Here is a 15,615-nt window from a genome sequence, read left to right on the forward strand (position 1 = left end):
TGGCGCTGGGTGTTGTGCTGCATGCCGACGGTGATGGTGCGCTTGTCTTCGGCCTTGCCGTCGCTGATCGTATCTTCGATCAGCAGGCGCCTGCTGCCTTCCCAGCCGGCCGGCAGTTCGCCAGTTCGCGGTTGAAGTACACCACCACGGCAGGGCGTTTCTGGCCCGCGTACCACTCGCGGAAGCCGCCGCCGCTTTCGTCCGCCAGCATCGGCGTTTCGGCCGCGTCCATGCTGCCTGCGGCGCCCGCTTGCGGGGCCAGCTTCATCGGCTCAGGCAGGGCCAGGTTCTGGCCATGCGCGGCGCCGGCTGCCGCCAGCAGTGCCGCGAGAATGAATGGCTTCATCAGTGCGACTCCCTGACCTCAACCAGATAGTGCGCCACGTTCTGCGCGCCCATCGACGACTCTTCATAGCTCGATACGCCGTTCGGTTCCATGTGGACGCGGGTCCATGCGGACGGCTTCTCGGTCGGCGCGAAGCCGCTGTCGAAGAAGCTGCTGCGTACTTCCAGCACTTGCGGGAAGTCGGTGCGGTTGCGCAGCATGGCGACCACTTTCAAGGTGCCGGTGGCGGTGCGGCGCGCACCCTGCTGTTCGACGGCGATCTTGCCGGCCCTGCTGTTCTGCAGTGCCTTGTCCAGGATGACGACCTGGTCGTACTGGATGCGCGCGTTCGGCGCCATCTGGTCGTTGACGCGCACGCCCATCTGCGCGCCTTCCTGGTACGGGGTCTGGCATCCGGCCAGCAGCGCAAGGGCTGCCACGCCTGCGGCGACGAGTTTCATAGGTTTCCTTTTTATTTAAGTTCTGCTCTTGATCCAGACAAGCACGTTGCCGTTCTTGTCGATCCATTTGTTGATGACCAGCTTGTCGGCCGGGACCTGGTTGCCGGCTTCGTCGAACAGCCTGACGCCGACATTGCCCGGCACGCCGGCATGCTTGAAGGCCGCCGCGTGGATCGTCTCCGGCAGGTTGTTCCAGTAGCGGACGTCCGCGCGCGGCTTGACGTTGGCCGAGATGATCGACGAGATCGCGCCGACTGCCGCGAGGCCGCCATCACGCGCCCTCCGCCGGTGCCGCCGACTGCCGACATCATCAGGCTGCTTTCGGATGCGATCGAGGTCAGCGCCATGCCGACGTTGCCGGTGGTTTCCTTGAAGCTGGCCTTGCCCGCGATGATGCGGTCGATCGGACGCCCGCCCCGGGTCGAGGCCTGGAACAACACGTCCTCGACCAGCATTGGCTTGATTGCCTGGCCGTCGATGTCGATCGCGATGTTGCGTTCCGGCGTGCGCTTCGGGCCGCGGTAGACGATTTCCTGGTTGTCGATGCCGTCGCCGACCTTGCGCGGGCTGCCGCCCAGTTCGGCAATCACCAGCACGGTGGCGCCGGGGCCGGAGCCTGCACGCCGGCCCGTGTGCGGGCCGCTTCTTCGTAGGCGTCCTTCGCCTGTCCGGCGGAGCCGAGCAGCTGGTTGGTCCAGCCTTCGAGCAGCATCAGGCTGGCGAAGTCTGAGCGGTTCTGCTGCTCCTCGGCGAAGGCGTCCTGCATCAGGCCGGAGCGGAACGAGGCGCGCGCGTTCTCGTAGTCGGCATCCACCAGGTATACCAGCCCGCGGTAGTAGAAGGCCATCGCGCGTTCGTAGGGCTCGCCCTTGAACTCCTTGGCGCCTTCCTCGTACCACAGCGAGCGCGCGTTGGCCGCGGCCTGGGTGTCGGCGAACATGCCTTCGATGACGGCCAGCGCGGCGTCGAAATGCTCGCGCGCTTCCGGCAGGCGGTTCTCGGCGAGAGCCGCCAAGCCGGCCTGCATCGTGTGCAGGGTCACGTCCTTCGGTGCCGCGGCGTTCAGGCGCGCGGCTTCCGAAGCGTAATCGGCGCTGGCCAGCTGCGGCGCGCACAGCGCCGCGGCCAGCAGCGCCGCTGCTACCGGTTTAACGGTAAATGATGTCATCCCGCGCTTCTTTCTTGAACTCGTAGATGCCGGACCAGACGATGGTGCCGTACTCGAGGTCGATCAGCTCGAAGGTGATCTGGTGGTAGCGCGAGACGTTGCCGGTGCCGGTGGATGCGGCGTCCATCGACGTGATGCGGCCACCCAGGCGGAAGTCGCCGCCGGCCTGCGCCTTGGTGGTGCGGATGGTGCCGCGGTCGGCTTCGCCGGCGCGCTTGGCTTCGCGCTCCTTGTCCACCATGTTGCCGTAGTGGCGGGCGACGAACACGAGGCGGCCGTTGGACGCGCGGTTCAGTTCCACGCGCAGGCGGTCGGTGATCGCGTTCTTGTTCATGCGCGTCGAGCTGTCGTTGCTGAAGTACTCGGAATCGATGATCACGCGCGGCGCGGTGGCGCGGCCGGCTACCTGTGCGTTCGACAGGATGTCGCGCACCATCTTGTCGGTCATCGACACGACGTCCTGCGACTCGACGCCGACGCCGGCGACGGTGGCCGATGGCGAAGCCACATCCTGGTACGTGGTGCGGCGGCCCGCGCTGTTGTCAAGGTTGGGCGTGGCGCAGCCGGCCAGCAAAGCGGCGCCCAGCAGGGCGGCTGGAATAAGCTTGAAGTTCATGGCGGGTCCGGATTATTTGGCGGCGAGGGTGGACGCGCTGTAGATCGCCGGATAGTAGGCGGTCTTCAGTTCAGGGTAGATTTCCTGGGTCAGCTTGAGCGCTTCCGCGAAGTCCTTGTGCGCCGAGTTCTTGGCGTACATGTAGACAGCCAGGTCCTGCACCGAGTTGAACGACAGGTCCGAATTGGCGCGGATGAACTCTTCGCCGCCAACCATCTTCAGTGCCACTGCGCGGCCTGTGCTTTCGCCGACGGCCTGGCCGATGATGCCGCCGAAGAATGGGATCTGTTCAGCCATCTTCTGGCCGGCCTGGGCGCCCAGGAAGCCGCCGATTGCCGAACCCGCGCTGGCGCTGCGGCCTTTTTCAACCCACACTGCCACGGTGCCGTCTTCGGTGTACGGCGACATGTACTTGCCGGTGTTGCCGAGGATTGGCTTAGGCGCCAGGATCGCGGTTGGCGCGGCCAGTTGCGGCGCCTGGTAGGTGGCGCAACCGGTCAGGGCGAGGGCGGCGGCGAGGGCGATAGCTGCTTTCATTTTTGGACATTCCTGTGTAATTATGAGATCTAAATTATAAAGGTGACAATTTCAGAATCGCAACGACACTTTCGCAAATACAACGATATTGTAGGAATTTCCCTACACATTTTCGACGTCCGGAGGCTGCTCACACGAGAAGTGTTAGCCCGATGGAAATGTGTATTTTTATACAATTTGGATTGTCTGCTATCGCAACGGGCGTACCTGATCGGACAGGGCTTCCCATGTGTACTCTGGACACTGGGTGCGGCGACTGGCAGGCACGCCAGGCCGTGCCTGCGCTGTTGGGGAGTGTGGTGGTGCAGCCGTTGCCGCAGCGCCGGCTGAATTGACGAGTATCCTGTGCTATTCCGAGGAAAATCCACAAATTTTATCGAGGATTTCCAGCGCCTGCGCCAGTGCCTCCGTATGCCCGCCCCCAATCGATGAGGGGGCGCGTATCGCGGTTTCCAATCGAATGATCTCGGCTGATTTGTGACAACTTAACCGACCTCATCGTTTGCACCCGGGACAGGAATAGCAACGGGATTGGTCTTGTTCCCACATGAGGACTATGCTGGATACAAATAATCTCGGATCGGAGCATCGACAAAGTGTGCCGACATGAACGACAGTGAAAAAAAGAAGTCATTGAGTGAAATGCTGCGGGAGTTTAACCCGGAGCTGCATGGCGGAGAGCTCATGGCGACGAATGGTCCCGTGGGCGAGGAGATCATTTGATGGCTCCTGATCGGTAAACCGTACACGCGCCAATATGGCGATCTTCACACACGCTGGCTTCGCGCCGTGCGAAAAGCGCGTAGCATCGAATCATCGCCGGCTGGCCCCGCGCTGTGCTTTTCTATACTGCGGGCGCGCGCAGGCGCGTTCAGGCATGTCATGGTCACGCAAGGATTACTCATCCGGATGGAAGCCAGGGAGCACAGGGAACACCAGGCCGAGAGATTTCTGAAGTCAGTGCTGCCGCTGGCGCGCCAGGAGCCTGGCACGACGGCCTGGTTCGCGCTTCATTTCGGGCGCGACGAATACGGCGTTATCGATTTCTTCCCTGACGAAGCGGCGCGCGAAGCACACCTGAACGGCGCGGCCGCCGCGATGCTGTTCGCCGAGGGCGGGCCGCTGTTCGCCGAGGTGCCGACCATCCAGCGGCTTGAGGTACTGGCCGACAAGGTGCCGGTGGTCGCCACCAACGAATACTCGACCAAGGCGCTGATGCTGACCTTCCGCGCGCGCGCCGGGCACGAGCCGCAGGTCGAGCAGTTCCTGCGCAACGCACAGGCGCTGGCGGAAAACGAGGAGAACACCGTCACGTGGTTCGCCTTCCGCACCGGCGACGGCGAGTACGGCATCTTCGGCACATTCGGCGCCGCCCCCGGCAGGTTCGACAACCTGACCGGGCATATTGCGCGAGAGCTGGCCGTGCATGCGAGGACCCTGCTGGGCGGTGTGCCGGACATCGACCTGATCGACATCCTGGCGGAGAAAGTGTTTGCGTAGGCGCCGCAGGGAGCAGGTGGCCAGCGGGGCGCTGGCCACCATTTGGGCTTCGGTCAGACCACCGAACCCAGTTTGAAGATAGGCAGGTACATCGCGATGACCAGGCCGCCGATCAGCACCCCCAGGATCACCATGATCAAAGGCTCCATCAGCGACGCCAGCGCGCCGACCGCTTCGTCCACTTCCTCTTCGAAGAAGTCGGCCACCTTGCCCAGCATCGCGTCGAGCGAGCCGGATTCCTCGCCGATCTGCACCATCTGGGTCACCATGTTGGGGAACACGTTGGCGTTCTGCATGGCCGTGGTCAGGCTGGTGCCGGTCGATACCTCGTTCTGGATCTTGCGGGTGGCATCGTAGTAGACGGCGTTGCCGGCGGCGCCGCCGACCGAGTCGAGCGCTTCCACCAGCGGCACGCCTGCCGCGAACATGGTGGCCAGGGTGCGGGTCCAGCGCGCGATGGTCGCCTTGCGGATCACGTCGCCGAACACCGGAATCTTGAGCAGGGTGATGTCCATGAAGCGCTGCACCTTCAGCGAACGCTGCCAGGCCTGGAAGAAGAAGTACAGCACGCCGAAGATAGAGCCGAAGATCATCCACCACCAGGCCACGAAGAACTCGGAAATCCCCATCACGATCAGGGTCGGCGCCGGCAGGTTGGCGCCGAAGCTCTGGAACACCGACTTGAACGCCGGGACCACCCAGATCATGATGATCGCGGTGACGATGAAGGCGATCGCCAGGATCGAGATCGGGTACATCAGGGCCGACTTGATCTTGGCCTTGATCGCGATGGTCTTTTCCTTGTACACCGCGAGGCGGGTCAGCAGGTCTTCAAGAATACCTGCCTGCTCGCCGGCGCCGACCAGGTTGCAGAACAGCGGGTCGAAGTACAGCGGGTATTTGCGGAAGGCGTTATTCAGGCTGGTGCCGGTCTCGATGTCGTTGCGCAGGTCGAGGATCAGCTTGGACATCGACGGATTGCCGTGGCCCTTGCCGACGATGTCGAACGACTGCAGCAGCGGCACGCCGGCCTTCATCATCGTCGCCAGCTGGCGCGTGAACATCGAAATGTCCTTGTCGGTGATCTTCTTGCCGCTGCGGTGGACCTTCTTTTTCACCTTGGTCACCATCACGCCCTGGCGGCGCAGTGTGACGTTGACGATGGCTTCGCCGCCGGCGCGCAGTTCGCCGCGCACGGTCTTGCCGGACTTGTCCTTGCCTTCCCAGGCGTAGACGCTTTCCTTGACCGCTGCGGCCGTTTTCAATTGTGACGTTGCCATGATCTTTCCTATTCGTTGGTACAGCCGAGCACTTCTTCAAGGCTCGTCAATCCTTGTTTCACCTTCATCAGTCCCGAACGGCGCAGCGACTTGACGCCTTCGGCTTCCGATTGCGCGGCGATCTCCATCGAGTTGCCGTGCGCGAGGATGATCTTTTCGATGGCCGGGGAGATCGGCATGATCTGGTAGATGCCGACCCGGCCCTTGTAGCCGGAGCCGAGGCAGCGTTCGCAGCCGACCGGCTTGTACGGCTTCCAGTCGCCTTCCAGCTCGGGCTCGCGGAAGCCCGCGGCCAGCAGCACTTCGCGGCTGGTCTCTGCCGGCTGCTTGCAGGTGCACAGGCGGCGCGCCAGGCGCTGGGCGGTAATCATGATCACCGACGAGGCGATGTTGAATGGCGCCACGCCCATGTTCATCAGGCGCGTCAGCGTCGATGGCGCGTCGTTGGTGTGCAGGGTCGAGAACACCATGTGGCCGGTCTGCGCGGCCTTGATCGCGATGTCGGCGGTTTCCAGGTCGCGGATCTCGCCGACCATGATGATGTCCGGATCCTGGCGCAGGAAGGACTTCAGCGCGACCGGGAAGGTCAGGCCGGCCCTGTCGTTGACGTTGACCTGGTTTACGCCGGGCAGGTTGATCTCGGCCGGGTCTTCCGCCGTCGAGATGTTGATGCCGGGCTTGTTGATGACGTTCAGGCAGGTGTACAGCGACACTGTCTTGCCCGAGCCGGTAGGCCCGGTGACCAGCACCATGCCGTAAGGGCGCTGGATGGCGTCGAGCAGCAGTTCCTTCTGGTCCGGGTCGTAGCCCAGCGCGTCGATGCCCATCTGGGCCTGGGTCGCGTCCAAAATACGCATGACCGTCTTTTCGCCGAACAGCGTGGGCAGGGTGGACACGCGGAAGTCGATGGTCTTCACCGGCGACAGGATCAGGCGCATGCGGCCGTCCTGCGGCACGCGCTTTTCCGAGATGTCCAGCTTGGCCAGCACCTTGATGCGCGAAACCAGTTTGTCGCGGATCGTGATCGGCGGCTGTGCGTGCTCGCGCAGCACGCCGTCGACGCGCAGGCGGATGCGGTAGAACTTCTCGAACGGCTCGAAGTGGATGTCCGAGGCGCCCATGTTCACCGCGTCCATCAGGATCTTGTTGAGGAACTTGACGATCGGCGCGTCTTCGATTTCGTTGGCCGGATCGGGCGCCTGGCTTGCGGCGGTATCTTCCTCGGCGAACTGGATGTCCTGGTCGTCGCCGACCATTTCGTGCAGCGACTGCTCGGCGCTCTTCATCAGGCGCGCCAGCAGGGCGACCAGCGCGTCGTGGGCGACGATCACCGGCTCCACCGAGGCTTCGCTCTGGAACTTGATCTGGTCGAGGGCCTGGGTATTGGTCGGGTCGGAAATCGCTACCGACAGCTTGTTGCCGCGCTTGGCGAGGGCCACCACGCGCTGGCCCTGCATCAGGCGGTCGTCGATGGCCTTGGGCGGCAGCGCATCGAGGTTCACGGTGGCCAGGTCCATCAGCGGGTAGCCGAAGGTCTCGGCGCAAAAGACGGCCAGGCCGGCGCCGTCAATGCTGCCGCTGGCAACCAGGATGTCGATGAACGCGGCCTTGTCGGCCACGGCCTTCTTTTGCAGCGTGTCGGCCTGGGCCGCAGTGATGCGCCCGGCCTGTACCAGTGCGCGTGCCAGTCCCGACATCGGTATGCCTGAAGCCGTGTTCGGGAGGACTGCTGCCATAAGCGTGCGTGATTTAAGGTGTCAGGACGACAAAGGCGCCGTTCCAGGGGGGCCTGCAACGGCAGACTGCTTTGGATGATGCCTCCGGGCATCACATTTGTAAAGCATTTGTGACCCGTGCAGAGGCGCATATACCACGTAGACGAAATGGCAGCAGCTCCTCGGAGTTGTCGGAAGAACAGCGAGATTGTCTTAAGAACAGCGAGATTGTCTTAAGAATACTACCTGGTGGCGAGGCGCTGGAGCCTGGCGACCTTGATCGCCTGGTTCTGCACGTGCAGCACTTCGATCACGCAGTTGCCCAGCTTGATGGCGATCGGCGCGTCGGGGATTTCCTGCAGTTCTTCGAGCAGCATTCCGTTCAGGGTCTTGGGGCCGTCCAGCGGGAAGGCCAGGCCGAGCTGCCTGTTGATGTCGCGCAGCGGGGTGGCGCCGTCCAGCAGGCAGGCGCCGGAGGCGTCCCAGCCGAAGGTTTCGCTGCGCGAGGCGCCCGGCATCGAGGTGGTGAACTCGCCGATCATTTCCTCGATGATGTCGTCCAGCGTCACCAGGCCCTGCACCTCGCCGTATTCGTCGACGATGATGCCCAGGCGTTCCTTGTTTTCCTGGAAATGCTGCAGCTGGGCCAGCGCGCTGGTGTCCTGCGGGATGAAGTAGGGGGTGCTGAGCAGCTGGCGGAAATGCTCGACCGTCAACTCCTCGTCCTCGTTGAGCAGGGCCACCGCATGGCGCACGTGCAGGATGCCGGCGATCCGGTTGATCTCGCCTTCGTAGACCGGCAGCTTGTTGTGGTAGCAGGTGGTCAGCTGGCGCTTGATCTCCTCCACCGGCACCGCCAGGTTGAGCGCCTCGATCTGGGCGCGCGGGGTCATGATGTCCTCGACCGAGATGCTTTCCAGGTCAAGCAGGTTGAGCAGGATGGTCTTGTGCTTTTGCGGGATCACGGTGCCGCTGCCCTGCACGATCGCGCGCAGCTCTTCGGGCGACATGCGTTGCGGCTGGCCGTCGCCGGCGCCGCGCTGGATGCCAAGCAGGTACAGCACCGCCGACACGAACAGGTTGACGAACCAGATCACCGGCTGCGACACCGCCATCAGCGGGCGCAGCACGGTGGCGGCCGACAGCGAGATGTTTTCGGGGTAGCGCGCGCCGATCATCTTGGGCGAAATCTCGGCCAGCACGATCAAGAGGAAGGCCAGCACGGCGATCGCGATGGCGATCATGCTGTCGTCGTAGCCGAAAAACAGGATGGCCATGCCGGTCACCAGCGCGGTGGCGGTGGCGTTGACCAGGGTATTGGCGATCAGGATCAGCGACAGCAGCTGGTCGGTGCGGTCGAGCAGCCACAGCGTCGAGCGGGCGCCGCGGTGGCCGCGCTTGGCCATCGCGCGCAGGCGGAATTTGTTGGCCGACATCAGCGCCGTTTCCGCCATGGCGAAAAAGGCCGACAACAGGATCAGGCAGGCGAGTGCGGAAAAAAGCACCCAAAGCGGCACGGTATCCAAGGCTCACCGTATGGAAACTTGCTGGTGAAACCGTCCGGGCACGGGCGCGGACAGCGTGGGGCGGTTGCGGAAGCGGCAACCGATGAGCTGTGAATTCTAGAGGAGGAGGGCGGGCGATGCAAGTTTGTCACGTGCATATCGCCCGCCGCCGTGCGGGACGGCCGGCGGGATCGGCGCTGCCGACGCGCATGCCGAAGGCGTTGCGCCGATGTGGGCAGGCAATCGAGTTCGGTCGGACCTCGCTGTCACCATGCGACGCTGCAGGGAAGGACGCCCGCGCTTGCCCGGATACTACGATCTTGATTATCAGCACCGTCGATTCGGCGGATGGCCCTCGCAACTGCCGCGGATCAGCGGCATCAATACTGGTTACCAGTGGATCGTCACTTTCTCAGACCGACCAACGGATCGCATTGCTTGCCAATGTTCACGGTTCTGCGCGGCAAACAGACCGATCCTGCCTTCCATTATGGCATTCGGGGCTTGATTCGATATCAGAATTTTTACGCCGTGAGGCTATGCCTTAGCGAGGTTTTGGAAAGATGCCCTTCTACAAGCCAACAGGAGCCAAAAGTTTCGCGCCTCGCCGGTCCTTTGTGTCGCCGATTTTTACATATCCTTTTTCTGTCTAACTGCGCAATGGCGCAAGTATTTGATTTTCAGCAGAAAACTTCATGAGTTAAATACTGGCTCAAATTATGCTTGCCAGTTCGTTTCGCAGTGGGCGTGCAGCGGTGATCCGAACTAAGGAAGACATACGGAAATATTCTCATAGCCAACGTCGATAGTAAGTCGATGTTGACTACTTTCAACAATAAATTGATGGAAACTAAAATGTTCATTGATTTTAAAACAATCGAATCCCCGGAGCAACTTAGAACCCAGCTCCAAAAGGCCTCGGCTGAGCCAAATTATCATTGGATGAGGGATATACTCGATAAAACCACTGACCAATATATCGAAGAAAAATTGCCGCCGGTCGTTAATAAAAGTCAGTACGCACCGTGGCGTATAGATGAGAATATCGAGGCTGCCGCCAAACTGTTGAATAATTCGCTAGATCGGCACGCCGAAATTATGCAACTGGAGGCGGAAGCAATCCGGGAGGCGCTGGATATGCAATTTTCGGCTCAACTACAGCCTATTGATCTAAAAATCAACAAAGTCTACCTTGAGGCTTCGAGGCAACAAGCGAAAGTTCCCGCTGGAAGCCAAAACGCAGATGAAAGTACCTTAAATGAACGCGACGATCTGATTACGGACGCACGCATCACAAGATCTATAATAAATGAAATGCCAGGAACTGCGGTGAACTACGGGCAAAGGGTCGAGTTCCTCCGTTCTTTGCTGGCAGATAATATATCCATGCTATACGAGCGATTGTATGCAATATGGATTGGGTTGTCCTCTTCATTCGGGATCGCTCTGATTGAGCCCCCAAAATGGGCCGGGTTGGACCCGCTTGGCGAACTTGTTCGTTGGCTACGCACAGCGACACGAAAGATCGACGAAGGTAACCGCTACGAACGACAATTCCCCGTATATCTCCAGCTTGGTGAAGAAGCCATCGCGAATGTGGACGCACTCCAAACAAGCGGCTCGGCGTTGCTGCGTTTTGAGCTAAAGCGCGCGCACATACCAGGTTTGAAGGATGGCGAAAGTGTTCGAATTTTGGCAGTCGGGGCAGCACTTACCTATAAATATCTCACACCGGGTTTTCTTACGGCTCTACGCGGAACGGTTGCTGATAGGGAATTTTTTCAATTTGGTTATTCGTATCTGCGGGATCTGCGCCAAGGTATATCTGTACCTTTTCGAATTGATTTTCCTATTCAGAAGTCCTCGTTACCCTTGGCGCCAGCCGAATCAACGTGGAATCTTGAGCCACTTCGTATTTCGGGCGGGGGACTATGGTCCGATCAGCCCTTAGTCGATGCTGTGCGTATGCGCTCAGAAGCCCAGTTCGGAAATGCACAGCCTTTGGGAGAATGGGAAGTGGAGATATCATATGCGGTTAATGCGCCATGGGGGCCGGTCATACGCAAGCAAGCAGCTGAAGGCGTAATTCTCGATGAAAATAATGACCAAGATAAGAAATTTCGCGAGTACTTCACTCCGCACGATGTCGTGCTTGCACTGCTTGTGGCAGTACGTCACTAGACCTGAGATGTGAAGGAGCTAACGTGGGGTACCTAAGTGATCGAGATCTGAACAAAGAGTTTGGCTTTGAAAAAGCTAATGCTGGTAGAGATTACATCGGAGGTAGGGAAGAGCGAAATCTGGAAAAGCACTTCAAAGATCGCGCCGAAGTCGGAAGTCAGCGGGACCATCCAAACCAAGACGATCCGGATTATCTTGGCATGGCACCAAAACGAGAGGAAATGGAAAAACTAGTGGAAAATTTGGGTAAACGCGAGGAACGCGCTACCTACAACAAGGAAACAAACCAATCACTCCTCTCACAGGAAGCCAAGTCATGGCTCGCAATGATGGCTCGCGCCATCAGTGGGGCTGTCGTGGGAGGAAAAATTGGGAAAATAATAAGAGGTAGTCCCATTTTCGTTGCGGGGAAAATACTGCTTAAACCGGTTAAGGGTCCGACGCACGGTGAAGATATGCTTCCCCCGCAACTCACCCCACCGAGCCATCCACCGCGCTTACCGTAATGAAGGAATTTGGGTACAAGTCACCCAAACGCGCAAAGCGGTGAAGGACGGGCGGTGTCGCGCCCGTTCCTTCGGCAGCACTCCATAGCGGATCGGCAATCATCTGTCTATGGGCGCGGTGGGTGCAGTGCGGCTGTCCCGGCGCACTGCGAGCTCCGCGCCCACCGCACAGCGTCCCTGCGACGAAAACTGCTGTGGTCAAATTTGCCCGGACACCTCGATATTTGGACGATCAACCATCTGACGAAATTTGCATGGCAAGGCAACGTCGTAGTTTCGTACGGCAGGTGGGAATCAGCCTTCCAGCGCCAATGCCGGGCGGGCCGGGCGGCCCACGGCGGCACGGATTGCCGCCAGCTTGAACACGCCCAGCGCGTTGCTGAGCTGCTCGGTCTGGTCGCTCAGCGATTCGGCCGCGGCGGCGGCTTCTTCCACCAATGCCGAGTTCTGCTGGGTCATCGCGTCCATGCTGGCGATGGCGCGGCCGATTTCCTCGATGCCCGAGTTCTGCTCCCTGCTCGAGGCATTGATCTCCGCCATGATGGCGGCGACCTTGCGCACCGATTCGACGATCTGGTCCATCGTCACGCCGGCCTGGTCGACCAACTGCGAGCCGGCCTCCACCTTGGCCACCGAGTCGCCGATCAGTTCCTTGATTTCCTTGGCCGCGGCGGCGCTGCGCTGGGCCAGGTTGCGCACTTCCGCGGCCACCACGGCAAAGCCGCGGCCCTGCTCGCCGGCGCGCGCCGCTTCCACAGCGGCGTTCAGCGCCAGGATGTTGGTCTGGAAGGCGATGCCGTCGATCACGGAGATGATGTCGACGATCTTGCGCGCCGAGCTGTTGATCTCGCCCATGGTGGTGACGACACCATTGACCACCTGGCCGCCGCGGGTCGCTTCGTCGGACGCAGAGGTCACGAGCGCATTGGCGTCGCTGGCGTGGCCGACGTTCTCGCGCACCGTGTTGGTAAGCACCTGCATGGCGCGCGTGGTCTGGTCGATGTTGGCCGCCTGCGATTCGGTGCGCGCCGCCAGGTCGGCATTGCCGCTGGCGATTTCGGCGCTGGCCACGTTGATGGTGTCTGCCGAGCGCTTGATCTCGGCCACCATGCCGGCCAGCTTGGCGCGCATGTCGCGCAGCGCCACCAGCAGGCTGGTGCTGTCGCCCGCGTCGGTAGCGATTTCCATCGACAGGTCGCCGTCGGCAACCGCGCGCGCAATCGTGCGCGCATATTCGGGTTCGCCTCCCAACTGCTTCCAGATGTCCCTGACCACGAACCACGACACGATCGCCAGGCTGGCGATGACCGCCAGCGCGGCGGCCACAATGGTCCAGAGGACCTTGCGCACGCTGGCTTCGCTGGCGGCGATGCCCGCCTTGAAGTTTGCCTGGGCGTTCGCGTTGGTCTTGGCGAGGCTCGCGTTCAGCACGGCCTGCGCCGCCTGCATGCGGGCGACGATCTTGCCGGCGTCGCCTTGTTCGAGTTCGAGCATGATGCGAGCGGCCGACAAGGCAGGCGCGTACCAGCCGTCGAATTCCTTGCCGAGGCGCGTGGCCAGTTCGCGCTGGCCGGGAAGCTGCCCGACCTTACCGATGGTGCCGCGCACTTGCGCCGCCTGGGCTCCGATCTGTTCCAGGCGCGGCTTGTCGCCTTCGGCCACGGCGTCCTGCAGGCCGTCGGTAATCGCCGTCACCTGCAGCGAGATCGCCTTGACGTTGTCGAGGACGGGGTAGTCGGCGTTGCCGGTGGTGCGAATCGACTCGAGTGCGCCTGCTGCGATATAGGCGCTGGCGCCCACGCCGACGCTGAAGATGAGGGCCGAGATCGCGGGCAGGGCCCAGATCTTTCGTTTAATACTCATTATGCGGCTCCAAGAAACGGTGCATGCCCCCTCGGGGGGCGGCATGCAGGATCAGCGTGCAGCCAGGGCTGCCGCAGGGGGGGCTGGTCATCGCGCCCGGTGAGTCAGGGCACGCTCAGGACGGCCTTGACGGTATCGTCCATTGCGCTCTTCTCGATGTAGCCGATCGCTTTCGGATCGGCCGCCACTGCCTTCTTCACTTCGGCATTGCCGGCCATTTCCTTGGGCAGCGAAGCCTTGCCGGTGAATACCAGCTTCGACCACAGGGCCTTGGCCTGTGCCGCCTCCTTGCCGGCCACCTTTTTGTAGAACTCGGCGCGAACCGGCGCCGATTCGGGCTGGTCGACCGGGGTCATCGCCGACGACTTGCCGAGGAAGACTTGGGCGACCTGCTCGTTGCTCATGGTGCCGGCCGGACTCTTGGCGCCGACCACCACCACCAGTTCGGCGTGCGCCGGGACGGCGGCCGCGAGCGCCAGAGCGGCGCCCAGTGCTTTCAGCTTGAAGTGTGCAAATTTCATTGTGACTCCTTAGAAGACGAAGTCGACAGCGACCGCGCCAACGGTGACCGGACCGGTGAAGGTGGCGGACGGCTGCAGGAACAGGCCCTGGCCGTGCTTCGGCGTGATGCGGTCGAGCTGCACCTTCAGTGCGGCCGAGCTGTGGAAGTCCCAGCGCATGCCGATGGTGTTGGTGCTCTGCTGGCCCTGGGTGCCGGTGTTGCTCAGCCTGTTGACGCCGGCCGACAGGGCGCGCAGGGTCGGGGTGCAGGCGGCCGGGTAGCCGGCAGGGCAGCTGGCGGGCACGGTGTTGGCGACCACCGAATCGACCTCCAGGCTGGAGTGGCTGGCGTACGGCAGGAACTTGCCGATGCGGTAGCCGGCCATCAGGTAGGACGAGGTGGTGTCGTTGATGTAGCTGTCGGTCTTGCGGCGGGCGTACTCAGCCTGGACGACGACGTTGTTCCAGTCCAGCATGGCGCCGGCCGAGGTGAACGATGCCTTCTTGTCGTCGACCGACAGGGCGTTGGCCAGCGGCGCCAGTTCGGCGATGCGGTAACCGGCGCCGGCAGTGCGCAGGCCTGCCAGAAGGGTGTTGAGCGAGGTGGAATCGGCGATGGTAATTTTGGTGTCGGCACGGCCGACGCGCAGGGTCAGCGGGCCGTGTTCGGCCACCAGGTTCAGCGCGGTTACCTGCTTGGCGTCGACGTGCACGAGCGCGCCGCCGCCCGCACTCAGGCCCGGCTTGGTGTTTCCGTATGCCAACTGGGCGGTGAGGGTGGTGTCGCCAAAGCTGTGCTGCAGGGTGCCGTCGGCGCCGTCGATGGCGCCGAACGGGACTTGCGAATACATGTCCGAAGGCGGGCGCAGCATGGTATTGGCGTAGCCGACGTTGCGGTAGTCCGAAATCATGAACACCGGCAGGCCCATGCGGCCGACGCGGATGCTGAAGTTATCCGATACTTTCGCCTTGACGAAGGCCCACGCCAGTTCGGCGCCGAAGCCTTCTTCGCCGTCCTTGCGGACCAGGCCCTGCGCGGTGGCCGACAGCCATGGGTTGATGTCGGTGCTGGCCTGCAGGCCCAGGTTCGAATCGACGCCGGTGCGCGGGCTCTTTTTCGCCCCGCTGGCCTGGTTGGGACGGGCAAATTCGGCCTGGTCGCTATTGGTCCAGGTCAGGGCGCCGGTGCCGAAACCGCTGATTTTCACGGCTGGGAGGTCGCCTGCATAGGCGGTCGAGACAGCGAAAGGCAACGCAAGCATCGTTGCGATAATGCGGTTTTTCATTTGAACTCTCTGTTGATGATATGGCGCGTGCCGCAGGGGCGATCGAACTTAGCCGCCGGCGGGAGATTGCCGGGCGTCAAGACAAACTCAGTCTAAAGGTTCACTTGGGGAAAGTGTAATTATGATGTGACAATTAGAGAGAATCCTCGAACTTCTGTTGTCACGGAACAT

The 15,615-nt window shown here is 61.7% G+C and carries 16 protein-coding genes; 4 read left to right on the forward strand and 12 right to left on the reverse strand.

Annotated elements, in window-relative coordinates; translation table 11 throughout:
- Nucleotides 1–79 precede the first annotated feature (79 nt).
- Genes D3872_RS18500 through D3872_RS27120 form a run of 3 tightly spaced genes read right to left on the reverse strand, consistent with a single transcriptional unit; the run spans nt 80 to nt 930 of the window.
- Entirely contained in the window at nt 80–346 is a 267-nt protein-coding gene (locus D3872_RS18500) for a hypothetical protein (RefSeq protein WP_119812192.1), read from the reverse strand.
- Nucleotides 346–786, reverse strand: a complete 441-nt coding sequence (locus D3872_RS18505) for a putative periplasmic lipoprotein (RefSeq protein ID WP_119812193.1) — start codon at nt 784–786, stop codon at nt 346–348. Before D3872_RS18505 ends, D3872_RS18500 begins: the two co-directional genes overlap by 1 nt.
- Before the next feature lie 15 nt (nt 787–801).
- Nucleotides 802–930 carry a hypothetical protein gene (locus D3872_RS27120; protein WP_274381739.1) on the reverse strand — a complete coding sequence of 43 codons (129 nt, stop codon included), beginning with the start codon at nt 928–930 and terminating at the stop codon, nt 802–804.
- Nucleotides 931–936: 6 nt separating this feature from the next.
- Here D3872_RS27120 and D3872_RS25310 point away from each other — a divergent pair, with 6 nt between their 5' ends.
- The gene (locus D3872_RS25310) at nt 937–1,311 is read left to right on the forward strand and encodes a hypothetical protein (protein ID WP_147373921.1); all 375 of its coding nucleotides are present in this window, start codon (nt 937–939) and stop codon (nt 1,309–1,311) included.
- Between the two features lie 61 nt (nt 1,312–1,372).
- On the opposite strand, the gene D3872_RS18515 is transcribed toward D3872_RS25310, so the two are convergent.
- The 3 genes from D3872_RS18515 to D3872_RS18525 are packed head-to-tail and all read right to left on the reverse strand — an operon-like array spanning nt 1,373 to nt 3,107.
- Nucleotides 1,373–1,954, reverse strand: coding sequence for a hypothetical protein (locus D3872_RS18515; protein ID WP_119812195.1), 582 nt, complete (start codon nt 1,952–1,954; stop codon nt 1,373–1,375).
- Complete coding sequence (locus D3872_RS18520) at nt 1,935–2,570, reverse strand: LpoB-related protein (protein WP_119812197.1); 636 nt, start codon at nt 2,568–2,570, stop codon at nt 1,935–1,937. Before D3872_RS18520 ends, D3872_RS18515 begins: the two co-directional genes overlap by 20 nt.
- A gap of 12 nt (nt 2,571–2,582) precedes the next feature.
- The gene (locus D3872_RS18525) at nt 2,583–3,107 is read right to left on the reverse strand and encodes a hypothetical protein (RefSeq protein WP_119812198.1); all 525 of its coding nucleotides are present in this window, start codon (nt 3,105–3,107) and stop codon (nt 2,583–2,585) included.
- An 882-nt stretch (nt 3,108–3,989) separates the two neighbouring features.
- Here D3872_RS18525 and D3872_RS18530 point away from each other — a divergent pair.
- A complete protein-coding gene (locus D3872_RS18530; protein ID WP_119812199.1) occupies nt 3,990–4,607 on the forward strand; it encodes a putative quinol monooxygenase in 618 nt (205 codons plus the stop codon).
- 53 nt (nt 4,608–4,660) lie between these two features.
- Here the strand turns inward: D3872_RS18530 and D3872_RS18535 are convergent, their stop codons facing one another.
- From D3872_RS18535 to D3872_RS18545, 3 genes are all read right to left on the reverse strand, one after another.
- Nucleotides 4,661–5,887 carry a type II secretion system F family protein gene (locus tag D3872_RS18535; protein ID WP_119812200.1) on the reverse strand — a complete coding sequence of 409 codons (1,227 nt, stop codon included), beginning with the start codon at nt 5,885–5,887 and terminating at the stop codon, nt 4,661–4,663.
- An 8-nt stretch (nt 5,888–5,895) separates the two neighbouring features.
- Nucleotides 5,896–7,623 (reverse strand): type IV-A pilus assembly ATPase PilB, encoded by a 1,728-nt coding sequence (gene pilB, locus D3872_RS18540; protein WP_119812201.1) that lies wholly within the window; start codon nt 7,621–7,623, stop codon nt 5,896–5,898.
- A 221-nt stretch (nt 7,624–7,844) separates the two neighbouring features.
- Nucleotides 7,845–9,128, reverse strand: coding sequence for an HlyC/CorC family transporter (locus D3872_RS18545; RefSeq protein WP_119812202.1), 1,284 nt, complete (start codon nt 9,126–9,128; stop codon nt 7,845–7,847).
- A 795-nt stretch (nt 9,129–9,923) separates the two neighbouring features.
- Between D3872_RS18545 and D3872_RS18550 the strand changes: the two genes are divergently transcribed.
- Both D3872_RS18550 and D3872_RS25315 read left to right on the forward strand, forming a co-directional pair.
- The gene (locus D3872_RS18550; protein WP_119812204.1) at nt 9,924–11,288 is read left to right on the forward strand and encodes a hypothetical protein; all 1,365 of its coding nucleotides are present in this window, start codon (nt 9,924–9,926) and stop codon (nt 11,286–11,288) included.
- A 23-nt stretch (nt 11,289–11,311) separates the two neighbouring features.
- A complete protein-coding gene (locus D3872_RS25315) occupies nt 11,312–11,794 on the forward strand; it encodes a hypothetical protein (RefSeq protein WP_147373922.1) in 483 nt (160 codons plus the stop codon).
- A 294-nt stretch (nt 11,795–12,088) separates the two neighbouring features.
- Here D3872_RS25315 and D3872_RS27125 read toward each other — a convergent pair whose 3' ends face one another.
- The 3 genes from D3872_RS27125 to D3872_RS18565 all read right to left on the reverse strand — a co-directional run bounded on the left by D3872_RS27125 (nt 12,089) and on the right by D3872_RS18565 (nt 15,444).
- A complete protein-coding gene (locus tag D3872_RS27125) occupies nt 12,089–13,657 on the reverse strand; it encodes a methyl-accepting chemotaxis protein (protein ID WP_119812206.1) in 1,569 nt (522 codons plus the stop codon).
- 104 nt (nt 13,658–13,761) lie between these two features.
- Nucleotides 13,762–14,178, reverse strand: coding sequence for a type 2 periplasmic-binding domain-containing protein (locus tag D3872_RS18560; protein WP_119812208.1), 417 nt, complete (start codon nt 14,176–14,178; stop codon nt 13,762–13,764).
- 9 nt (nt 14,179–14,187) lie between these two features.
- Nucleotides 14,188–15,444, reverse strand: a complete 1,257-nt coding sequence (locus D3872_RS18565; RefSeq protein WP_119812209.1) for a hypothetical protein — start codon at nt 15,442–15,444, stop codon at nt 14,188–14,190.
- Between the last annotated feature and the right edge of the window lie 171 nt (nt 15,445–15,615).

This window comes from Massilia cavernae (genome assembly GCF_003590855.1).
Classification (GTDB): domain Bacteria; phylum Pseudomonadota; class Gammaproteobacteria; order Burkholderiales; family Burkholderiaceae_D; genus Telluria_A; species Telluria_A cavernae.